A 21,736-nucleotide genomic window follows, 5' to 3' on the forward strand; every position below is an offset into this window, starting at 1 on the left:
GAAGCGCGTGCCGGTGTACAGTGAAGACCGCCCTTGACCTGCAAAAAGCAGGCAGGGAGCCTTCATTCAGGAGTCCGACATGCTGCGCACCATGTTCAAGTCCAAGATCCACCGCGCCACCGTCACCCAGGCCGACCTGCACTACGTGGGATCGGTGACCATCGACGCGGATCTGCTCGACGCCGCCGACCTGCTGCCGGGCGAGCTCGTGCACATCGTCGACATCACCAACGGGGCGCGCCTGGAGACGTACGTCATCGAGGGTGAGCGCGGGTCCGGGGTCATCGGGATCAACGGCGCCGCCGCCCACCTGGTCCACCCCGGGGACCTGGTGATCATCATCAGTTACGCTCAGGTCACCGACGCCGAGGCACGGGAGTTCCGGCCCAGCGTCGTGCACGTCGACGCCGGCAACCGGATCGTGGAGCTCGGCGCCGACCCGTCCGCGCCGGTGCCCGGCTCGGACCAGGAACGCAGCCCGCAGGCCGTACCCGCGGCCTGACCGGCGGACGAGGACCAGGAGCGCGCGCATGAGCGGCATCGACATCCGTGACGACCGGGCGGCAGGCCGCCTGGAAGCGGTCGGCGACGGCGAAGTCGTCGGCCACATCGAGTACTTCGTGCTCGAGTCGCCTGCGCCCGCCCTGGTCCCGGTCCACACCGTCGTGGAGCCCGCCCACGAGGGCAAGGGCATCGCCGGCTCGCTGGCCCGCGAGCTGTACACCATCGCCGCGCGCGAGGGCGTCCCGGTGGCCCCGCTGTGCCCCTACGTCGTCCAGTGGGCCGCCCGTCACCCCGAGGAGGCCCCGGCGGCCGACCCCGGGCTGCTCGCCGCCGCGAAGGACTGGCTGCGGGCCCACCCCGGGCGGTTCTAGGGAGCCGAGGTTGCTTGCCGGGTCCGCGGGCGGCGGTGCGGTGGGTGGGCTGAGCCGGCGTTCCCGGGCTCTGGGCCGCGTCGGCGTTCGCGGGTGCCGTGCGGCTCACGGGGTGCGGTGCGGCTCACGAGTGCGGTGCGCTTCGGGGCGCTGCTTCGGTCCGGCTCCCGGGCGGACTGCGGCGGGGCTGTGCCGCGGTCCGCGGGCGGCCTGATTCTCCGTGCCGCTGTCGGGTGAGTGGCGGAGCGGGCCTCGGGTAGGCGGGGAAGTAGATCAGAGCCGACGTCCGACGACTGCCCGGAGGACCCCGATGACCAGCCCGTACCCCGACCCCGCCCCACCGGCTCCGACGCCCGGCCCGGGCCCCGGCCCGACCCCGCCGGACCCGTACCCCAGTCCGGTCCCGAGCCCCGGGCCCGGCCCGGAGCCCTCGCCACCGCCGCCGGGTCCCAACCCGACGCCGCCCCCGTCACCACCTGCGCCGGGCCCGCCCGAGCCCTCGCCGTCCCCGATCCCGCCAGGGCCGGAACCCACACCGAGCCCCGAGCCGGGCCCGCCCCTCAGCTGAGCGGCCGGGGGAGGACGAGGGGCCGATGCCCCAGGGGCGGCGGGCGGGGACCGAAGGACCGGCGGCGGTCAACCCCCTCGGCCTCTGGCCACGGCTCGGCGCCCCCGTCCGCAGACGCAGACCGGCCCCCGCCCCACCCCTGGACCGGGGAACGTGGGGAGGGGGCCGCCGCTTGCCGCCTTCGCGGAGCGCTACGCCGAGACCTCCGACCGGTCCCCGCCCCACAGCGTGTGGAACGAGCCGTCCCGGTCCACCCGGCGGTAGGTGTGGGCGCCGAAGAAGTCCCGCTGGCCCTGGGTGAGGGCCGCCGGCAGGCGCTCCGCGCGCAGCGCGTCGTAGTACGCCAGCGCCGCCGCGAAGCCGGGGGTCGGCACACCCTGACGGGTCGCCGCGACCAGCACCTCGCGCCAGTCGTCCTGCGCGGCGGCGATCTCCTGGGCGAACGTCTCGTCCGACAGCAGGCTCGGCAGGTCGGCCCGGGCGTCGTACGCGGCCCGGATGCGGTCGAGGAAGGCCGCGCGGATGATGCAGCCCCCGCGCCAGATGGCGGAGACGGCGCCGAGGTCGATGTCCCAGTCGTACTCCTCGCTGCCCGCCGCGATCTCGTGGAAGCCCTGCGTGTACGACACGATCTTCGAGGCGTACAGGGCCTGCTCGACCCGGTCGGCGAAGGCCGCCGCCTCCGACTCGGACAGCGGGGACGGCTGCGGTCCCGCCAGGCCCCGCGAGGCCTCCCGGAGCGCCGCGTGGCCGGACAGGGAGCGGGCGAAGACCGCCTCCGCGATGCCGGAGACCGGCACCCCGAGGTCGAGCGCGATCTGCACCGTCCAGCGGCCGGTGCCCTTCTGCTCGGCCTGGTCGACCACCACGTCCACGAACGGCTCGCCGGTCGCCTCGTCCACGTGGGACAGGACCTCGGCGGTGATCTCGATCAGGTAGGAGTCGAGGCGGCCCGTGTTCCAGGTGCGGAAGATGTCCGCGATCTGCGCGGGGGAGTACCCGGCGACATCGCGCAGCAGCTGGTACGCCTCGCCGATCAGCTGCATGTCGGCGTACTCGATGCCGTTGTGCACCATCTTCACGAAGTGACCCGCGCCGTCCGGGCCCACGTGCGTGACGCACGGCGCGCCGTCGGCCGCCTTCGCGGAGATCTTCTCCAGCATCGGGCCGAGGGAGTCGTAGGACTCCCGCGGGCCGCCCGGCATGATGCTCGGCCCGTGCAGCGCGCCCTCCTCGCCGCCGGAGACGCCCATGCCGACGAAGTGGATGCCCCGCTCGCGCAGCGCCTTCTCCCGGCGGCGGGTGTCCGCGAAGTGCGCGTTGCCCCCGTCGATGATCATGTCGCCGGGTTCCAGCAGCGGCGCGAACTCCTCGATCACGGCATCCGTCGGGTCGCCCGCCTTGACCATGATGACGAGACGGCGGGGACGCTCCAGGGCCGCCACGAACTCCTTGGCGGACTCGGCCAGGATGAAGTCCCCCTCGTCCCCGAACTCCTCCACCAGCGCCTGCGCCCGCGACACCGTACGGTTGTGCACGGCGACCGTGTAGCCGTTGCGCGCGAAGTTCCGGGCGAGGTTGCGGCCCATGACCGCGAGTCCCGTGACGCCGATCTGCGCTGAAGTGCTCATACCGCCTGCTCCCTAGCTGCCTCGTGACTACGGCTCCGTCAGTACGGGCCCTCGCCCATCCTGACGTGCCGCTACGGCGAGCGCACATCCGACCCGCCAGGCATGTGTACGCACGGAAGGCGCCCGGCGCCTCAGCGTCGCCGCGGCTCGCCGCCGATCCCCGCAAAGAGGGCCCGATACCGGCCACTTGCACGCGTCGAGAGGCTGATTTCCCGTCTTGTCATGGCCTGTTCGCAGCGCTTACTTTTGCCGCTCCTGACGCATGCCGAGGGGATTTCGGACATGGCCGTACGCGGCCGGCATCGCCGGTACCAGCCGACCAGGATCAACCGCGCCTCACTCACCGTCACGGCGGGCGGTGCCGGCCTCGCCCTTCCGCTGGTCGCCACGGGTGTCGCCGACGCGGCCGACGCGTCCACCTGGAACAAGGTGGCCGCCTGCGAGTCCAGCGGCAACTGGAGCATCAACACCGGCAACGGCTACTACGGCGGGCTGCAGTTCACCCAGTCCACCTGGGCGGCCTACGGCGGTACCCGCTACGCGCCGCGCGCCGACCTCGCCACCAGGGACCAGCAGATCGCCGTCGCCGAGAAGGTCCTGGACGGCCAGGGGCCCGGCGCCTGGCCGGTGTGCTCGGTGCGGGCCGGGCTGAACCGGGGCGGCGGCGCACCCGAACCGCACACGGACAGCGCCGGCTCCCGCCCGGCGCACACCACCTCCGCGCGGGACGTGCAGCCGCAGACGACCCCGCAGTCCCGCGCGGGCCGGGCCGAGATGTACACGGTGGTGCACGGCGACACGCTCTCCGGCATCGCCGGCGAGCAGCACGTGCGGGGCGGCTGGCGGCGCCTGTACGCGGGCAACCGCGCCACCATCGGCCCCGATCCCGACCTGATCCTGCCCGGTCAGCGGCTCGACCTGCGCCCCACCGCCTCGCCGGCGCCGGACACGCGCACCGGGAGCAAGTCCAAGTCCCCGAAGAAGAAGCAGCCTTCACAGAAGAAGGCGCCTTCCGAGAAGAAGAGCCACAAGACCCATCCGACTCATCAGAGCCACACGCACACCCACACGCCCACCCACCACACCGACGGGCACACGCTCGTCGCCCCCGTGCACGCCGCCATCGGCACCGGGTACCACGTGGGAGGGTCGCACTGGTCGAAGGGCTACCACACGGGGATCGACTTCCTGGTGCCGACCGGGACCTCCGTCCACGCGGCGGCGGCCGGGCACGTGGTCGCCGCCGGCTGGGGAGGCTCGTACGGCTACCAGGTGGTGATCCGGCACGCGAACGGGCGCTACACCCAGTACGGGCACCTGTCCGCCATCTCCGTGCGCGCCGGGCAGAGCGTCTCCGCCGGCCAGCGCATCGGCCGCTCCGGGGCCACCGGGAACGTCACGGGCCCGCATCTGCATTTCGAGGTGCGGACCGGGCCCGGCTTCGGTTCCGACATCGACCCGCTCGCGTACCTGCGGGCCGGCGGCGTCAGGATCTGACCCGCGCGTACCGCTGCCGCTGCCGGTGCAGGACCGGCAGCGGTACGTAGAAGGTCGCGGACAGCGGGGCGTACGACGGCGGGAGGACGAACGCCGGGGCCGCCGCGTCCGACGCGGGCACCGTGTCGTCGGTCGTGTCCGGGGTCGCGGGCTCGCCGGGGGGCTCCGGCGAGCCCGCGACGTCCGGCTCACCCCGGGTGCCCGGCCCGCCCCCGGCTTTCGGCTCCTCGCCGGACGCCGGGCCCTCCGCGAGGTTCAGAGCGCCCGCGAATCCCGGGCCTCCCGCGTACGTGGCGGAACCCTCGAACCCGGGAGAGCCCGCGAACTCCGGGCCGCCACCTTCCGGGGCCGGGTCTCCCGCGAACTCCGCCATCTCCGTCATCCGCACGACCTCGGTGGCCCACGCGATGCCGGCGATCTCCGCCAGTTCCGCGAGCTCGTCGGGGTCGGGGTCACCGATCTCCACGCGTCCCGCCGAGTCCCGCCCGGACTCCGCCGCGGACCCCCGCTGCCGGGGCACCGCCGTCAGCGCCTCGCGGGCGGCGAACCCGGGCACCGGAGCCTCGTCCTCGGCCGCCGGGGCCAGGGCGGGCACCGCCTCCTGCTCGAAGGACGGGGCCGAGGCGGGGACCGCCTCCTGCCCGGGGACCGGCTCCCGCTCCGGTTCGAGGCGTTCCGTCGTCAGCAGGATCAGACCGCCGCAGGCCACCACGCCGCAGCCGAGGGCCAGCAGGGTGCCCGTGGTGCCGTAGCGGAACGTCTCACCGAACATCAGGATGCCGACCGCGGCGGCCAGCACCGGGTTGACCACGGTCAGCGTGGCCAGCGGGGCGGCCAGCCCGCCGCCCCGGTAGGAGGCCTGCGACAGCAGCACGCCGGCGGTCGCGAACACACCGATGACCGCGAGGGACGGCAGGTCGCCGAGGCCGATCCCGGCGTCCCAGTCGACCGCGACGGTCTTGGTGAACACCGAGGACATGCCGAAGGCGATGCCGGAGGCGGTGGCCAGCAGCACGCTGCGCACCGCCGGGTGCCGGTGCGCGGCCAGGCCGGCGACCGTCAGCGCCGCGACCGCTCCGCCGGTGACCAGCGCGACAGCCACCCGCTGGGCCGGGTCCAGGGAGTGGGTCCCGGCGGAGCCGACCACGGACAGCAGGCCGGCGAGGCCGACCGAGGCCATGACGGCACCGCGCCAGGCGGTCGCCCCGGCCCTGCGGCCCACGCACAGCGCCGCCATGGGCAGGGCGAAGACGATGGTCAGGGCGCCGAGCGGCTGCACGAGGCTGAGCGGGCCGTAGGCGAGCGCCACGACGTGCAGGACGCCGCCGAGCCCGTTCAGGCCCAGCGCCGCCCACCAGCCGGCCCGGCGCAGCGGCAGGTACGAACCGCCGGGCGAGGACAGCGCCACCTGCTCTTGCACGATCGCCCCGCCCGCGTACGCCACCGCGGACACGAACGACAGCAGCACGGACAACGCGAGGGCGCTCATCGGCAGTTCCTTCGCGTGAGGCGGGACCCCTGGGCCCGGCGCGGCGTACGGTCGGCTTCCATGGTCGACACTCTGCCCGTTCGGCCCCTCCCCGTCGTCGTCCCTGAGCACTCAATGGGTCCTACTGCCGATGGAGTACGCGGCCCGGCCGCTCATCCCCAAGGCGGGCGGCCGCCCCGGGGGAACCCCGGCTCGGGGGCGGCGGCGCGGCCTGGTAGTGATGCTCTTCGTGGACCTCGACCCGGAACTCGCCGCCCTCCGGCCGCTCGGCGGCTTCTTCGTCCTGCGCACGACCGCGGGCGCGCGGCGCCCGCCCGGCGCGCTCCCGCCCACCCTCGCGGAGACCTACGCGACGGCCGCGACGGCGGCCGCCGCGGCAACGGCCGTCCCGGGGACGGCGGACGGGACGACGGCGGCGGACGGCGGCGCCCGTGACGCGCTGACCTCGCGGGTCGCCACGGTCGCGGACCGGCTCCGCACCGGTGAGGCCCGGGTCGCCGCCTCCATCGCCCACCAGGGACTGGCCGCCCGCCTGTGGTCCACGGCCCTGGCGTGCGCCGCCCTCTACGGCCGGCTGCCCGACCTCGGGCCCGGGCTGCTGCGCTGGGACGGCGCCGCGCCCGCCCCGGACGACCTGTGGCTGACCGAGGTGCGCGCGGCCCCCGGGGACCCGGCCACCCTGGCGGACACCGTGCTGCACGCCCATCTCCGCCCCCTAGGGGAAGCCCTGACGGCCCGGTACGGAGTCGCTACCGGCCTGCTGTGGGGCAACGCCGGCTCGGCGCTCGCCGGGGCGGCCCGCGAACTGGACCGCTGGGCCCGCGCCCACGGCCGTACCGACGTGGCCGACCGGGCCCGCCTCCACACCGACGACCTCTTCACCCACCCACTGCTGCGCGCCACCGCCACCCACCCCGCTCCGGCCTTCCGCCGTCGTAGCTGCTGCCTGTACTACCGCGTCCCCGGCGGCGGGGTCTGCGGTGACTGCTGCTTCACCCGCCCGCCGCGCTCTTCCCCGCGCGCCGCATCTGGGTGACCATGAAAGGGAACCTGTCGGCGAGACCAGGGGGTTGTCGGGTGCGTGTGGGACTGCTGACCCGGGAGTACCCGCCGGACGTGTACGGCGGCGCGGGCGTCCATGTCGAGTTCCTCGCCCGGGAGCTGAGCGCGCTGGTGGACCTGGAGGTGCACTGCTGGGGCGAGGGCCGCGGCGTCGGCGTGGTGCGCCACCGCCCCTGGTCCGTCCTCGACGGCTCCAACGACGCGCTGCGCACCTTCTCGGTGGACCTGTCCATCGCGGGCGCGCTCGAGGGCCGCGAACTCGTCCACTCCCACACCTGGTACGCCAACCTCGCCGGACACCTCGCCAAACTGCTGTACGGCGTCCCGCACGTGGTGACCGCCCACTCGCTGGAGCCGCTGCGCCCCTGGAAGGCCGAGCAACTGGGCGGCGGCTACGCGCTGTCGAGCTGGACCGAGCGCACCGCCGTCGAGGCGGCCGACGCCGTCATCGCCGTGTCCGGCGCGATGCGTGAGGACATCCTCGCCTGCTACCCGGCGCTGGACCCGGCGCGGGTGCACGTGGTGCACAACGGCATCGACACCGCCCTGTACCGCCCGGACCACGGCACCGACGCGCTCGCCCGGCACGGCATCGACCCGGACCGCCCGTACGTGCTGTTCGTCGGCCGGATCACCCGGCAGAAGGGCGTCCCCCATCTGCTGCGCGCGGTACGGGACATCGACCCGGGCGCCCAGGTGGTGCTGTGCGCCGGCGCCCCCGACACCCCGGAGATCGACCGCGAGTTCCGGGAGCTGTACGAGGAGCTGAGCCGGGTCCGCGCGGGCGTGTTCTGGATCCCGCAGATGCTGCCCCGCCCCGACGTCATCCAACTCCTGACCCGGGCGGCCGTGTTCGTCTGCCCCTCGGTGTACGAACCCCTCGGCATCGTCAACCTGGAGGCCATGGCCTGCGGCACGCCGGTCGTCGCCTCCGCTGTCGGCGGCATCCCCGAGGTCGTCGACGACGGCCGCACCGGTCTGCTGGTCGACGTGGACGACGCCTTCGAGGCGAACCTCGCCCGGGCCCTGGACACGGTGCTCGGCGACGCGGAGGCGGCCCGCCGGATGGGGGAGGCGGGACGGGTGCGCGCGGTCGGGGAGTTCGGCTGGGACGCGGTGGCCCGGCGCACCGCCGGACTCTACGAGGAGATCCTCAAGCAGGCTTAGTCCCGCGTGCTCGGGGCATCCATGGTGGAACCAGGGTGAGGGGAGCGGCCGTGCGTGGATGGGACTACCCCCGCGGGAGCGGTGTGGGCCGGGGCGGACGGCCCTCGGTGCTCGGGATCGTGCTGGCGGGCGGGGAGGGCAAACGGCTGATGCCGCTCACCGCGGACCGGGCCAAGCCCGCCGTCACCTTCGGCGGCACCTACCGGCTCGTCGACTTCGTGCTGTCCAACCTGGTGAACGCCGACGTCCTGCGCATCTGCGTGCTGACCCAGTACAAGTCGCACTCCCTGGACCGGCACATCACCACCACCTGGCGGATGTCCAGCCTGCTCGGCAACTACGTCACCCCGGTACCGGCCCAGCAGCGCCTGGGCCCGCGCTGGTACCTGGGCAGCGCCGACGCCATCCTGCAGTCGCTGAACCTCGTGTACGACGAACAGCCCGAATACGTGGCGGTGTTCGGCGCCGACCACGTCTACCGCATGGACCCGCGGCAGATGCTCGCCCAGCACATCGAGGGCGGCGCCGGGGTGACGGTGGCCGGCATCCGGGTGCCCCGCTCGGAGTCGTCCTCGTTCGGGGTGATCACCCCGGGCTCGGACGGGCGCGGTGTCGAGCGCTTCCTGGAGAAGCCCGCGGACCCGCCCGGCCTCGCGGACGACCCCGAGTGCGTGTTCGCCTCGATGGGCAACTACGTCTTCACCACCAAGGCGCTCATCGAGGCGCTGCAACGCGACGCCGAGGACGCGCAGTCCGTGCACGACATGGGCGGCTCGATCCTGCCCCAGCTCACCGGCCGCGGCGAGGCCCAGCTCTACGACTTCAGCGACAACCACGTGCCCGGCGAGACCAGCCGCGACCAGGGCTACTGGCGGGACGTCGGCACCCTCGACGCCTACCACGAGGCGCACATGGACCTGATAGCCGAGCGCCCCGCCTTCAACCTGTACAACCGGCAGTGGCCCATCTACACCCACTCCAACCAGCTCTCGCCGGCCCGGTTCAACGCGGGCGGCATCGCGAGCGAGTCCATCATCAGCGCGGGCTGCCTGATCCGCGGTCAGGTCACCCGGTCCGTGCTCTCGCCCGGCGTCCGGGTCGACCCGGGCGCGGTCGTACAGGGCTCGGTGCTGCACGACAACGTGCACATCGGCCGGGGCGCGATCGTCCGCGGCGCCGTGCTGGACAAGAACGTCGAGGTGCCGCCGGGCGCGACGATCGGCGTCAACCCGGAACGGGACGCCGAGCTGTACACCGTCTCCGAGGGCGGCGTGATCGCGCTCGGGAAGGGGCAGCGCGTGCCCTGACGCACGCGCCGCCGGACGGCTCCCGCGCGCGACGCGCGCCGCATCACCCTCCCGGAATACCCGGGTTCGCCTCGTTCGCCCGCCACGATGCAGGCAACGATGTCGAACCTTCGGAGGGAATCCGACATGAGAGGGACCCGGCGCACGCGGTTGTGCCTGGCCGGGGTGATGGCAGCGTCCGCGCTGATCGCCACCCCCGCCGCACGAGCCGCCGAGCGGACCGACGGCCACCTCACCGACCTGGTGAACCCCTTCATCGGGAGCCAGAACGAGGGCAACACCTTCCCCGGCGCGACCGTGCCCTTCGGCATGGTGCAGCTCTCCCCCGACACCGGGCACAGCACCGGCTACGACTACACCCAGAACCGCGTCCGCGGCTTCTCGCTGGTCCATCTCTCGGGCGTCGGCTGCCGGATCGGCGGCGACCTGCCCGTGCTGCCCACCACGGGCGAGGTGACCCAGACGGACTACACACGCTACGCGGCGGGCTTCTCGCACGCCGACGAGCAGGCGAGCCCCGGCTACTACGGCGTCGGCCTCGACTCCGGCATCCGCGCCGAGCTGACCGCGACGGAGCGCACCGGGGTGCAGCGCTACACCTTCCCGGCCACCGACCGGGCCAACGTCCTGCTGAACGCGGCCCAGGCGCTGCACAAGCCGGTCGCCGGCTCGGTCGAGATCCTCGACGACCGCACCGTGCGCACCGAGATCACCGGCCACGGCTTCTGCCGTGACACCGGCCCCTACACCGTCTACACGATCACCCGGTTCAGCCGGCCGTTCACCGCCTACGGCACCTGGGACGGGGCGGCCGTCACGCCGGGCGCCCGCACCGGCCGCGGCGGCGCCTACGTCCGCTTCGACACGACGAAGGACCGTACCGTCGAGGCGACCACCGCCCTGTCGTACGTCGACGCGCGCGGTGCCGCGGTCAACCTCCGGGCCGGCGGCGGCCGGTCCTTCGACGCGGTACGGCGGCGGGCCCGCGAGGAGTGGGAGCGGCGGCTGGCCACCGTGCGCGTGCGGGGCGGCGACCCGGCGCTGCGCCGCACCTTCTACTCGTCGCTGTACCGCTCGTTCCTCGCGCCCAACATCGGCAGCGACGCCGACGGCCGGTACATGGGCTGGGACCGCCGCGTCCACCGCGCGGAGCGGTTCACGTACTACCAGAACTGGTCGCTGTGGGACACCTACCGCACCCAGGCCCAGCTGCTCGCCCTGCTCGCGCCGCGCGAGGCCCGCGACATGGCGCTGTCGGTGGTGAAGGTGGACGAGGACGGCGGCTGGCTGCCCAAGTGGGGCTACGGGCCGGTCGAGACGAACTGCATGAGCGGCGACCCGGTCACCCCCTTCCTGACCACCGCCTACCAGACGGGCCTGCTCAAGGGGTTCGAGGAGCGGGCGTACCGGGCGCTGCGCAAGAACGCCGACGGGGTGCCGCCCGCCGGCTACCCGGGCATCGGCCGGGAGGCCAACGCCGAGTACATCGCCCACGGCTACGCCCCCTTCGTCAAGGACCGCCCGCTGTCCAAGCTGGGCGACTCCGACTACCACCACGGCGCCTCCGTCACCCTGGAGTACGCGCTCGCCGACGCGGTGCTCGCCCAGATGGCCCGGGGTCTCGGCCACGACGCGGACGCCGCCCGCTACGCCGCACGGTCGCGGAACTACCGCACCCTCTTCGATCCCTCGACCGGCTTCTTCCGGGCCCGGGACGCCTCCGGCGCCTTCACCGGCCCCGCGGACCCGGCCCGCGGCACCGGCTTCCACGAGGGCACCGCCTGGCAGTACCAGTGGCTGGTCCCGCAGGACCTGCCGGGCATGATCGACCTCATCGGCGGCACACGCGCGGCCAACGAGCGCCTGGACACCTTCTTCGCCTACGACCGGCTGCTGGCCGACCCGGCGCGCACCGCCCGCGAGGTGTGGGTGCACGGGGACGCGTACGACTACTACAACGCCGACAAGTACAACCCGATGAACGAGCCCGACCTCGTCGCGCCGTACACCTACCTGGCCACCGGGCAGCCCTGGAAGACCACCGACGTGGTCCACGCGGCACTCACCCTCTTCACCGACGGTCCGACCGGCATGACCGGGAACGACGACCTCGGCACCATGTCCGCCTGGAACGTGCTGTCGTCGATCGGGCTCTTCCCGGTCCAGCCCGGCTACAACACCTGGGGACTGTCCACCCCGGTGTTCGACCGGGTCGACCTCACGCTCGACCGCCGCTTCTGGCCGGGCGGCGGGTTCACCGTCACCGCACCCGGCACCTCCGCCACCTCCCGCTACGTCCAGGCGGTCCGCACGGACGGCAGGCCGCACGCCCGGACCTACCTGACGACGGACGCGCTGCGCTCGCTGCGCACCGTCGCGTTCACGGTCGGCCCGCGCCCGTCCGAGTGGGGTACGTCACCCCAGGCGGCGCCACCGGTGCTGAAGTGACCTCAGGAGTCTCATGAGTCCCGCCGCTCCCCGAGGGCGGGACTTAATCTGCTGTTAACTGAGCGTAGCCTGATCGTACTTGACCGTAATCTCCCAGCGGGTCTTGACTGTTGTCCTGCACGCTCCATCTCGTCCTCCCGCCCACGCGAGGCAAGCCCTTGACTTCCGACCTGCTCGCCCCCCTCGACCTGGCCTTCTGGAACATGGAGTCCGACCGGCACCCGATGCACCTGGGCGCGCTCGGTGTCTTCGCCACGCACTCGCCCACGGCGGGGGCCCACGCCGCCGACCTGCTCGCCGCGCGGGCCGCCGCCGTGCCCGGACTGCGCATGCGCATCCGGGACGTCTGGCAGCCGCTCTCCTTCGGGGGCGCCACCCGGGAGACCGACCCGGACTTCGACCCGCTGAACCACGTACGGCTGCACGCCCCTACCGCCGACTTCCACGCCGCCGCCGGGCGGCTGATGGAGCGTCCGCTGGAGCGCGGCCGGCCGCCGTGGGAGGCCCATGTGCTGCCCGGCGAGGACGGCGTCTCCTTCGCCGTGCTGTTCAAGTTCCACCACGCGCTCGCCGACGGCCTGCGCGCGCTCAAGCTCGCCGCCGGGGTGCTCGACCCGGTCGACCTGCCCGAGCGCGGCCCGCGTCCCGTCGAGCCGCCGCGCACCCTGCTGTCCGACGTGCGCAGACTGCCCGCCCTCCTCCCCGGCCTGGTCAGGGGCGCCCTGTCGGACGCCGGCCGAGCCCTCGACATCGGCGCCTCGCTGGCCCGTTCGACCTTCGGGATGCGGCCCTCGTCAGCGCTGACCTCCGCGCCCAGCGGCACCCGCCGCACGGCCGGGGTGGTCCTGGACATCGACGACGTGCACCGCGTCCGCAAGAGCGTGGGCGGCACGGTCAACGACGTCCTCATCGCCGTCGTCGCCGGCGCGCTGCGCCGCTGGCTGGACGAACGCGGCGACGGCAGCGAGGGGGTGGCCCCGCGCGCCCTCATCCCCGTCTCCCGGCGCCGGCCACGCACCGCCCAGCCACAGGGCAACCGGCTCTCCGGTTACCTGATACGGCTTCCGGTCGACGACCCCGACCCGCTGCGCCGCCTCGACACCGTGCGCACCGCGATGGTCCGCAACAAGGACGCGGGCCCCGACCGGGGCGCCGGCGCCGTCGCCCTGCTCGCCGACCACGTGCCCGCCCTCGGCCACCGGCTCGGCGGCCCGCTGGTCGGCCAGGCCGCCCGGCTCTGGTTCGACATCCTCGTCACCAGCGTCCCGCTGCCCGGCCTCGGCCTCCGGCTCGGCGGCCACGACCTGACCGAGGTCTACCCGCTGGCCCCGCTGGCCCCCGGCCAGTCGCTCGCGGTCGCGATCTCCACGTACCGAGGCCACGTGCACTACGGCCTGGTGGCCGACGCCCAGGCCGTCCCGGACCTGGACGTCTTCGCCCGAGCGGTCTCCGAGGAGGTGGAAACCCTCCTGACGGCCTGCGACGCCTGAGTCCTGGCCCGGCCGGGGTCTGACACCGGGGGGCCGACCCCCGCCGGGGTCCGCCCCCTCCGCCCCCTGGGTCCGCTCCCGGGCCCCCGGGGTCCGCCCCTGGGGCCCGGCCGCCCCCCCCGTCCCGCCAGGGGGACTCACCCGCGTTGCCCGGGCCCGGCCCGCCCGGGCCCGGCGTCGGACTCCCGCTCGCGCTGTGCGGTGGGCCCCGAACACCCGAAGGTGGCGCCCCGAACGCCCGAAGGTGGCGCCCCGGGTGCCCGCTCGCATCGCCCGTGCCCGGCCCCCGGTCCGTGCCCCGCAGGCGGCCGAAGAAGCCCCCGGCGACATGGTCCGTGGGGCCGTATTCGCGTGGTGTCCGTCACCTCCACGGCGAGGATCCCGTGGCCCGGGCGGGGGCGGGCCGGGAGCCGGGGTCGGCGGGTTTGGTCCGGAGGGCTGCTGCTCCGTAAAATCCCCCGTTCGAAAGCGGGCGCGAGTCGGAGCGCCGCACGGTGATCAGGGAAGCGGCAGCGCGATGACGGTGACAGAGGACGGCGCGGCGTCCGTGGGGTCCATGGACGCCACGGACATGGACCCCGCGGCCGTGGACGAGGTGGTCTACGGGCCCGGTATCGACCCGGAGCGCCTGGCCGTCTGCCTGAGCGTGCTGGAGGAGCTCGACGAGCTCGACGTCGACCACCCGGACGCGATCAAGGTGCGCCGGGCGACCTCGCACGTCTACCGCACGGTCAAGCAGCGCCGCCGCCAGGAGCGCCGCGCCGCCAAGACCGCGCACGACCGCGCCGTCACCGAGGCCACCGCGACCGGCTCCGCCGAGCGCATCGACGACGAGACCGAGGGCATCCTGCCCTCCTCCAAGGTCGAGGCGGGCAGGATCGCGGGCATACTCCAGCGCCCGCGCTCCTGCTACACCTGCAAGGGCAGGTACGTGGAGGTCGACTACTTCTACCACCAGCTCTGTCCGGACTGCGCCCGCCTGAACCGCGAGAAGCGCGACGCCCGCGCCGACCTCACCGGCAAGCGCGCCCTGCTCACCGGCGGTCGCGCCAAGATCGGCATGTACATCGCGCTGCGGCTGCTGCGCGACGGCGCGCACACCACCGTCACCACCCGGTTCCCCAAGGACGCCATCCGCCGCTTCAAGGCGATGGAGGACTCCGCGGACTGGATGCACCGGCTGGAGGTCGTCGGCATCGACCTGCGCGACCCGGCCCAGGCCGTCGCGCTGGCCGACCAGGTCGCCGCGGCCGGCCCGCTGGACATCCTGATCAACAACGCCACGCAGACCGTCCGCCGTCTGCCCACCGCCTACGCCGCCCTGGTCGAGGGCGAGAGCGCCCCGCTGCCCGCGGGCGAACTCCCCGCCCACCACGTCATCGGCGCCTTCAACTCCGGCGCGGTCGACGGCCTGGCCGCGCTGCCCCTCGGCACCAGCGGCCTGGACGCGCAGAAGGTCGCCGACCTCGCCCTGGTCGCGGGCAACGCCAGCGTCGCCCGGCACCTCGACGGCACCGCCATCGACGCCGGCGGCCTCGTCCCGGACGTCGTCGACACCAACACCTGGGTGCAGACGATCGAGCAGATCTCCCCGGTGGAGCTGCTCGAGACCCAGCTCTGCAACTACACGGCGCCGTTCATCCTGATCAGCAAGCTCCGCCCGGCGATGGCCGAGGCCGCCCGCAGGGCGACGAGCGGACGTGCCTACGTCGTGAACGTCTCCGCCATGGAAGGCGTCTTCAGTCGCGGCTACAAGGGCGCGGGCCACCCGAACACCAACGCGGCCAAGGCCGCGATGAACATGGTGACGCGGACCAGCGCCCAGGAGATGTTCGACGCCGACGGCATCCTGATGACCTCGGTCGACACCGGCTGGATCACCGACGAGCGCCCCCACTACGACAAGCTGCGCCTCGCCGAGGCCGGCTTCCACGCCCCGCTCGACCTGGTCGACGGAGCGGCCCGGGTCTACGACCCGGTCGTGCGCGGCGAGGCGGGCGAGGACCTGTACGGCGTCTTCATGAAGGACTACGCGCCGGGCAAGTGGTGAGCCGGCGGTGGAAAACCGGTGGCCCGCCGGGCCACCGGTGATCCACCGCTGCAGCGGGCCCGCCGGCCCTCCGGGGGCCACCCGCGCCACCGCCTAGACCTCGGGCACGCCGCGCAGCCGTGCGGCGAGGACGCCGCCGCCCGCTCCCGAGGCGGCCCGCACCCGCGTGCCGCCGTCGACCAGCAGATCGGCGCCCGTCACCCACTCGGCCGCATCCGAGGCGAGCCACAGCACGGCCCGCGCCACGTCCTCCGGCTCGCCGAGCCGCCCGAGCGGCAGCTCCGCCGCGAGCCCGGCCTCGCCCGGCTCCCACACGAACCGGGCCATCTCGGTGCGGACGAGCCCGGGGGAGACGGAGTTGACCCGCACCCGGGGCGCGAGCTCGCCCGCGAGCTGCCGGGTGAGGTGCAGCAGCGCCGCCTTCGTGGTGCCGTAGGCGCCCACCCGCGGCCCCACGTGCACGGCACCCTCCGTGCACACGTTGACGACGGCCCCGCCGTGCTCGCGCATCCAGCCGTGCCAGGCGCACTGCACCAGGCGCAGCGGAGCCTCCACGTTGACCGCGAACGCCTCCGCCAGTCCGCGGCGGGGGCCTCCATCAGCGGCCCGTACGGCCGGTTCGTCGCCGCGTTGTTGACGAGGACGTCCAGCCGCCCGAACTCGCGCAGCACCAGGTCCGTCAGCTCCTCGGGATGCCCGGCGTCGGCCACGCTCCCGGCCAGCCCGATCCCGCCCAGCTCGGCGGCCGCGCGCCGCACCTCGTCCGGGTCCCGCGCGGTCACGCACACGTGTGCCCCGGCGGCGGCGAGCGCCCCGGCCACGGCACGGCCGATACCGTGCGTGCCGCCGGTGACGACCGCGGCCCGCCCCTTCAGGCCGTACGACGGCGTCATCGCCGTACCGTCTCATGACGGGCCGTCGGACGACAGGGGCATGCACCGGCGCGAGTCGAAGGCGTGTTCGTTCTGCTAGGCCGAGTGGGTGATTCGCGCCGACGGGCGGGTGATGCGGTTTGTGGCAAACGGCGGCATATTGAGGGGGATTGGGGGGTCGCAGGACTTCCGATAGTTACACCTTGTTTGCACTCCCTATCGAGCGGACGTCCGCTCATTTGGTTAACCTATGGGGGACGGACAGCAGTACGGGGTCCCACCCACACCCACCGTCCGTCCTGGGGTGAGCCGGTCGACAACGGCCTGCTCCGACACGAAGTACCGGCGCCACCGCGTCCGAACTGGCCTTCCATCCAGACCCGAGCGGGCGACGAGAGCCGGAGCGCAGATTGTCCGGTAAGCCCCCGAGGGTGAGCCCGACACATAAGGAGTGCGCGGTGACACCGGAGAAGACGAATCGCGAACAGCGCCCCAAGGAACACACGGAGCGCGGGGGCCGCCGGCCTGGAGAGCTCGGCAGCCTCGACGTGTGGGCACGGTCCGCCCCGATCCGCCTCGCGGGGTACGAGGACGACCTCGCCGAGCCGCACATCCTGCCCAGCGTCGACTGAGCCGGGCCGGATCGCCGCGATCGCCGTACGCATGGGCGTGCCAGACTCACGCCCATGCCGATCCGAGAAGCCGTGGCCGGGGACTGGCCGCGGATCTGGCCTTTCTGGCACCGCATCGTCGCCGCCGCGGAGACCTACGCCTGGGACCCCCGCACCCCCGAGGAGACGGCCCGCGCCCTGTGGATGAGTCCCGCCAAGCGTGTCTACGTGGCCGAGGACCCCACCGGGGAAGTGGTCGGCTCGGCCTACCTCACGCCGAACTACGGCGGACCCGCCGCCGGCGTGGCCAACGCGGGGTTCATGGTCGACCCCGACCACACCGGCCGGGGCGTCGGCCGCGCCCTCGCCGAGCACGTCCTGCGCGAGGCCCGGGCCCAGGGCTACCACGCCATGGTCTTCAACGCCGTGGTCGAGACGAACCCCGCCGTCGCCCTCTGGAAGTCGCTCGGCTTCACCGTCCTCGGCACGGTCCCGGGCGCCTACGACCACCCCCGCCACGGCAGAGTGGGCCTGCACATCATGCACAAGTCCCTCGACTGACGGGGGAAGGCTGCGGGGCCGGGCACGACGAGGTCCGCTACGCCGGGTCCGCCAGGGGCGCCGTCCGCCGCCACGGACGCAGGCTCTCCAACTCGTCGGCCAGGGCCAGCAGGGAGTCCTCCGTCCCGGGGCGGCCCGCCAGTTGCACCGCGCAGGGCGCGCCGGAGGGCAGGGTGCCGAACGGCACCGACATCGCCGGCCAGCCCGTCAGGTTCCACGGCGGCGTCAGCGGCGAACAGGCGGTGTTCGCCAGGATGTTGCGCAGCCAGCCCCGCTCGTGCCAGGCGACGGCCCGGGGCGAGCGGCGGGCGAGGGCCGGGGTGAGCAGCACGTCGTGCTCGGTGAAGAACGGCGTCAGCCGGGCCCGCAGCCGCTCGCGCCCGTCCCCGGTGCGGGCCGAGGCCACGAAGCGGCGGCCCACGGCCGCGTGCACCCGGGTGCGCCGGGTCAGCCGCGCCGGGTCCAGGCCCTCGGCGTCGACGGCCGTACCGGCCGTCCAGTGCCGCAGCGAGGTGAGCCCCAGGTCGAGCGGATAGGGCGGCTCGGCCCGCCGGACCAGGTGCCCGGCCCCGGCCAGCACCGCGGCCGCCTGCCGGACCGCGGTCGTGTACGGCGTGCTGATCCGCACACCGGCCAGCGGACTGCGCAGCGCGACGGCGACGCGCAGCGACGGCCGTCGCTCCGGGCGTGCGAACGCGTGGTCGGCGAGGACCGACAGCATCAGCCGCAGATCCTCCACCGTGGTGGCCAGCGGCCCGTTCTCCGCCATGCCGAACCAGTCGCCCTCGCCGATGCCCGCCGGCACCACCCCGCGCCCCGGCTTCAGCGTCACCAGACCGCAGTTGGCCGCCGGGATGCGCAGCGACCCCATGCCGTCGTTGCCCAGCGCGAGCGGCACCAGCCCCGCCGCCACGGCGGCCGCGCTGCCACCGGACGAGCCGCCCGCCGTGCGGGAGGTGTCCCACGGGTTGCGGGCGGTGCCGTGCACGCCCTCCGTGGTGCCGAACACGCACAGTTCGGGCACGTTCGTCAGGCCCACGACCACCGCGCCCGCGGCCCGCAGCCGGGCCACCGTGACATGGTCCTCGGCGGCCGGGGTGTCCGGCGTGGCGGCCGAGCCGACCCGCATGGACTCACCGCGCACCGCGAGGTTGTCCTTGACGGCCACCGGCACGCCCGCCAGCGGCAGTTCGGCCAGATCGGGCCGCCCCGCCACCTCGTCGGCCGCGGCGAGCGCCGACGCGGCCGACACCGTGCGGAACGCGCCGATCCCGCCGTCCAGGCGCTCGATCCGCGCCAGGTGCTCCGCCACCACCTCACGGGGCGTGGCCCGCTTCTCGCGGACGGCGGCGGCGATCTCGGCGGCGGTACGGCCGGCCCAGTTGCTCACAGGTGCTCCTCGAAGGCGACGCTGTTCTCCGCTGCGCGGGAGCGTACCCGTCGGTACGCAGGCAGAACTGTGCACGGTCCCGCGCGCCACGTCGAGAGGCCGCCGGTTCGGCAGGCTCCGGACTTCACACGGGCGGCTCCTCCGGGCGGACGGCGGGAGCCGTGCTGGCCCGGCTCGTCAGGTGGGGGACCGGTACGCCGACCGAGCGGGCCGGTTCGCCGTCCAGCAGGGCCAGGAGTTCGCGGGCCGCCGTGCGGCCGAACGCGGCGCTGTCGCGGGACAGTGCCGACAGCCGCGGGGTGACCATGCGGCACAGGGCCGAGTCCTCCCAGGACACCAGGGAGACGTCACGGGGTACGGCGAAGCCGAGTTCGGCCGCGGCGGCGAGGCCGGCCACGGCCATCACGTCGTTGTCGTAGATCAGCGCCGTCGGGGGAGCGGAGCCGCCGAGCACGCGGCGGGTCACGGCGGCGCCCTCCGTGTCGGAGTAGTCGGTGGTCACCGAGCGCACCCCGGTCAGACCCCGGCGCTCCGCCTGCGCGCGGAGCGTGGCGACCCGGCGCTGGGTGTGGGCGAGGCCCGGGAGGCCCGCGATGTGCACGATCCGGCGGTGGCCGAGCGCCGTCAGCTCGTCGACGACCGAGGCCATCGCGCCCGCGTCGTCCGCCCAGACCGTGGACAGGCCGGGGTGGCGCACGTCGGGGGCGCCGCCGATGACCACGGCGGGCAGGCCGAGCTCGTCCAGCAGGTCGGGGCGCGGGTCCTCGGCGCGCGGGTCGACCACCAGGACGCCGTCCACCCGGTGCTCCGCCCACCAGCGCCGGTAGACCGCGCACTCGTCGGCCACGTCCCGGGCCACCTGGAAGAGCAGGCCGAGGTGGCGCTCGGCGAGCACCTCCTGGATACCGGAGACCAGGTGGAGGAAGAAGGAGTCGACGCCCAGCGTGTCCGCCGGGCGGGCCAGCACGAAGCCGACCGTGGCCACGCCCTCGCCGGAGAGCGCGCGGGCCGCCGTGCTGGGGCGCCAGCCGAGCTGCTCGGCGACCCGGTGGACCCGCGCGCGGGTGGTCTCCGAGACCCCCGGCCGGCCGTTGAGGGCGAAGGACACCGCGCTCTCGGAGACCCCGGCCCGGCGGGCGATGTCCTTCATCGTCGGTCGGCGCGCGGGCGATCGCTTCTCCGGCACCCCACGCCCTCCCTTCCGTACAGGCCGGTACCGGCCAACTGCTAATGCGCTTGAGTGCACTTACTCTAAAGCGCATTAGCGATCGACGGCAACAGATCCCAAGAACCGCTGTGAGCAGGGCATTTGAGTCACTAATGACTTTAGCTGGGTCGAATCCATTGACGCGTCCGGTATTCGGTGGGCACAGTCTGGCCCGGCACCTTCCGCCCGTCCCCCACCGCAAAGGAGCCCAGCCGTCGTGCGTATCTCCCGCAGAACCTTCGCCGCCGCCGCCGCCGTCGCCCTCGTCCTGCCGCTGAGCGCCTGCGGCTCGGGCGGCGACGGCGGCGGCCCGGCCGACGCCTCCGGCAAGGTCGAGGGCGACATCACCTTCCAGACCTGGAACCTGCGCGCCAACTTCAAGCCGTACTTCGAGGGTCTGATAGCGGACTTCGAGAAGAAGTACCCCGGCACCCACGTGAAGTGGGTCGACCAGCCCGCCGAGGGCTACGCCGACAAGATCAGCGCCGACGCCGCCGGCGGCACCCTGCCCGACGTCGTCAACGTCTCCCCGGACCTCGTCGCGCCCCTGGCGAAGGCCGGTCTCGCCCTCGACCTCGACAAGACCGCCGCCAGGTACCGGCCCGAGTACCTCGACGGAGCCTGGGCCAGCCACCAGGTGCCGGGGCTCAGCGGTACCTGGGCGTTCCCCTGGTACCTGAACACCGGCCCGCTCTTCTACAACAAGTCGCTGTTCGAGAAGGCGGGACTCGACCCCAGCAAGCCCCCCACGACGTACGGCGACCTCTTCGCCGACGCCCTGCGGATGGCGAAGGCGAGCGACGGCAAGGTCTCCACCCTCGCCAACGTGCCCACCATCGAGGACTTCGGACGCTACGGCGTGCCGCTGATGAACAAGGAAGGCACCGGCTTCGCCTTCGACGACGCCAAGGGGGTCGAACTCCTCACCAGGTACAAGGAGCTGTACGACGCCAAGGCGCTCGACCCGCAGGCGCTGACCGCCACCCCGGAGTCCTCCGGGAAGAAGTTCCTCACCGAGGCCGTCGCCATGAACCCCGGCAGCGCCCTGGATCTCGGCAACTTCAAGAAGCAGGCACCGGGCCTCTACAAGAACATCGGGATCACCGACCAGATCACCAGCACCGGCCACGTCAACATGTACGTCATGGGCGTGATGGTCAACTCCCGCACCAAGCACACCCCGGCCGCCGTCGCCTTCGCCCACTTCGTCACCGACGCGCACAACCAGATGTCCTTCGCCAAGAAGGTCGCCATCTTCCCCAGCACCGCCGGCTCCCTCGACGACCCCTACTTCACCCAGGAGGACGGCACCGACGAGACCCGCGTACGCGTCGCCGCCGCCAAGTCCCTGAAGAGCGCGGTCAACTACACGCCGGTGCTGTTCAGCGAGCAGATGAAGACCGCGCTGCGCAACGAGGTCGCCAAGGCCCTGCAGGGCAAGGAGAGCCCCGAGGCGGCTCTCGACAACGCTGTCAAGGCGTGCGACCAGCTGCTGAAGCAGCAGGGCTGAC

General features: G+C 73.7%; 16 protein-coding genes and 1 pseudogene. 12 read left to right on the top strand and 5 right to left on the bottom strand.

Annotated elements, in window-relative coordinates:
* Positions 1 to 79 precede the first annotated feature (79 nt).
* Together panD and PV343_RS19645 are read left to right on the top strand one after the other, a co-directional pair.
* Positions 80 to 502 (top strand): aspartate 1-decarboxylase, encoded by a 423-nt coding sequence (gene panD, locus PV343_RS19640; protein WP_317446600.1) that lies wholly within the window; start codon positions 80 to 82, stop codon positions 500 to 502.
* Between the two features lie 28 nt (positions 503 to 530).
* Complete coding sequence (locus tag PV343_RS19645; RefSeq protein ID WP_319148255.1) at positions 531 to 875, top strand: GNAT family N-acetyltransferase; 345 nt, start codon at positions 531 to 533, stop codon at positions 873 to 875.
* A gap of 759 nt (positions 876 to 1,634) precedes the next feature.
* On the opposite strand, the gene gndA is transcribed toward PV343_RS19645, so the two are convergent.
* The gene (gndA, locus tag PV343_RS19650; RefSeq protein WP_319148256.1) at positions 1,635 to 3,074 is read right to left on the bottom strand and encodes an NADP-dependent phosphogluconate dehydrogenase; all 1,440 of its coding nucleotides are present in this window, start codon (positions 3,072 to 3,074) and stop codon (positions 1,635 to 1,637) included.
* 282 nt (positions 3,075 to 3,356) lie between these two features.
* On the opposite strand from gndA, the gene PV343_RS19655 reads away from it, so the two are divergent.
* On the top strand, positions 3,357 to 4,571 hold the full coding sequence (locus PV343_RS19655) for a transglycosylase family protein (protein WP_319148257.1): 1,215 nt from the start codon (positions 3,357 to 3,359) through the stop codon (positions 4,569 to 4,571).
* Here PV343_RS19655 and PV343_RS19660 read toward each other — a convergent pair.
* The gene (locus PV343_RS19660; RefSeq protein ID WP_319148258.1) at positions 4,561 to 6,060 is read right to left on the bottom strand and encodes a DMT family transporter; all 1,500 of its coding nucleotides are present in this window, start codon (positions 6,058 to 6,060) and stop codon (positions 4,561 to 4,563) included. The two genes, PV343_RS19655 and PV343_RS19660, sit on opposite strands and share 11 nt — an antisense overlap.
* A 229-nt stretch (positions 6,061 to 6,289) precedes the next feature.
* On the opposite strand from PV343_RS19660, the gene PV343_RS19665 reads away from it, so the two are divergent.
* From PV343_RS19665 to PV343_RS19690, 6 genes are all read left to right on the top strand, one after another.
* Positions 6,290 to 7,096 (top strand): (2Fe-2S)-binding protein, encoded by an 807-nt coding sequence (locus PV343_RS19665; protein ID WP_319148338.1) that lies wholly within the window; start codon positions 6,290 to 6,292, stop codon positions 7,094 to 7,096.
* A 41-nt stretch (positions 7,097 to 7,137) separates the two neighbouring features.
* Positions 7,138 to 8,289, top strand: a complete 1,152-nt coding sequence (gene glgA, locus PV343_RS19670; protein WP_319148259.1) for a glycogen synthase — start codon at positions 7,138 to 7,140, stop codon at positions 8,287 to 8,289.
* A 107-nt stretch (positions 8,290 to 8,396) separates the two neighbouring features.
* Positions 8,397 to 9,596 carry a glucose-1-phosphate adenylyltransferase gene (gene glgC, locus PV343_RS19675; protein WP_388236151.1) on the top strand — a complete coding sequence of 400 codons (1,200 nt, stop codon included), beginning with the start codon at positions 8,397 to 8,399 and terminating at the stop codon, positions 9,594 to 9,596.
* 126 nt (positions 9,597 to 9,722) lie between these two features.
* On the top strand, positions 9,723 to 12,044 hold the full coding sequence (locus PV343_RS19680) for a GH92 family glycosyl hydrolase (RefSeq protein WP_319148260.1): 2,322 nt from the start codon (positions 9,723 to 9,725) through the stop codon (positions 12,042 to 12,044).
* Positions 12,045 to 12,202: 158 nt separating this feature from the next.
* On the top strand, positions 12,203 to 13,534 hold the full coding sequence (locus PV343_RS19685) for a wax ester/triacylglycerol synthase family O-acyltransferase (RefSeq protein ID WP_319148261.1): 1,332 nt from the start codon (positions 12,203 to 12,205) through the stop codon (positions 13,532 to 13,534).
* Between the two features lie 517 nt (positions 13,535 to 14,051).
* Entirely contained in the window at positions 14,052 to 15,584 is a 1,533-nt protein-coding gene (locus tag PV343_RS19690) for an SDR family NAD(P)-dependent oxidoreductase (RefSeq protein WP_387952207.1), read from the top strand.
* 93 nt (positions 15,585 to 15,677) lie between these two features.
* Here PV343_RS19690 and PV343_RS19695 read toward each other — a convergent pair.
* Positions 15,678 to 16,477 (bottom strand): annotated as a pseudogene (locus PV343_RS19695) (SDR family oxidoreductase).
* Between the two features lie 437 nt (positions 16,478 to 16,914).
* Here PV343_RS19695 and PV343_RS19700 point away from each other — a divergent pair.
* Positions 16,915 to 17,088, top strand: a complete 174-nt coding sequence (locus tag PV343_RS19700) for a hypothetical protein (RefSeq protein WP_319148262.1) — start codon at positions 16,915 to 16,917, stop codon at positions 17,086 to 17,088.
* 54 nt (positions 17,089 to 17,142) lie between these two features.
* On the top strand, positions 17,143 to 17,628 hold the full coding sequence (locus PV343_RS19705; RefSeq protein ID WP_319148263.1) for a GNAT family N-acetyltransferase: 486 nt from the start codon (positions 17,143 to 17,145) through the stop codon (positions 17,626 to 17,628).
* A gap of 37 nt (positions 17,629 to 17,665) precedes the next feature.
* On the opposite strand, the gene PV343_RS19710 is transcribed toward PV343_RS19705, so the two are convergent.
* The gene (locus tag PV343_RS19710; protein WP_319148264.1) at positions 17,666 to 19,018 is read right to left on the bottom strand and encodes an amidase; all 1,353 of its coding nucleotides are present in this window, start codon (positions 19,016 to 19,018) and stop codon (positions 17,666 to 17,668) included.
* Positions 19,019 to 19,142: 124 nt separating this feature from the next.
* Entirely contained in the window at positions 19,143 to 20,204 is a 1,062-nt protein-coding gene (locus tag PV343_RS19715; RefSeq protein WP_319148265.1) for a LacI family DNA-binding transcriptional regulator, read from the bottom strand.
* Positions 20,205 to 20,442: 238 nt separating this feature from the next.
* Here PV343_RS19715 and PV343_RS19720 point away from each other — a divergent pair, with 238 nt between their 5' ends.
* Complete coding sequence (locus PV343_RS19720) at positions 20,443 to 21,735, top strand: ABC transporter substrate-binding protein (RefSeq protein ID WP_319148266.1); 1,293 nt, start codon at positions 20,443 to 20,445, stop codon at positions 21,733 to 21,735.
* The last annotated feature ends 1 nt before the right edge of the window (position 21,736 follow it).

Source organism: Streptomyces sp. WI03-4A, from assembly GCF_033792105.1.
Taxonomy (GTDB): domain Bacteria; phylum Actinomycetota; class Actinomycetes; order Streptomycetales; family Streptomycetaceae; genus Streptomyces; species Streptomyces collinus_A.

Bases quoted from the DNA above. Each gene is read 5' to 3' on its own strand.
- panD (WP_317446600.1), top strand. From the start codon at position 80: ATGCTGCGCACCATGTTCAAGTCCAAGATCCACCGCGCCACCGTCACC.
- PV343_RS19645 (WP_319148255.1), top strand. From the start codon at position 531: ATGAGCGGCATCGACATCCGTGACGACCGGGCGGCAGGCCGCCTGGAA.
- gndA (WP_319148256.1), bottom strand. From the start codon at position 3,074: ATGAGCACTTCAGCGCAGATCGGCGTCACGGGACTCGCGGTCATGGGC.
- PV343_RS19655 (WP_319148257.1), top strand. From the start codon at position 3,357: ATGGCCGTACGCGGCCGGCATCGCCGGTACCAGCCGACCAGGATCAAC.
- PV343_RS19660 (WP_319148258.1), bottom strand. From the start codon at position 6,060: ATGAGCGCCCTCGCGTTGTCCGTGCTGCTGTCGTTCGTGTCCGCGGTG.
- PV343_RS19680 (WP_319148260.1), top strand. From the start codon at position 9,723: ATGAGAGGGACCCGGCGCACGCGGTTGTGCCTGGCCGGGGTGATGGCA.
- PV343_RS19690 (WP_387952207.1), top strand. From the start codon at position 14,052: ATGACGGTGACAGAGGACGGCGCGGCGTCCGTGGGGTCCATGGACGCC.
- PV343_RS19705 (WP_319148263.1), top strand. From the start codon at position 17,143: ATGCCGATCCGAGAAGCCGTGGCCGGGGACTGGCCGCGGATCTGGCCT.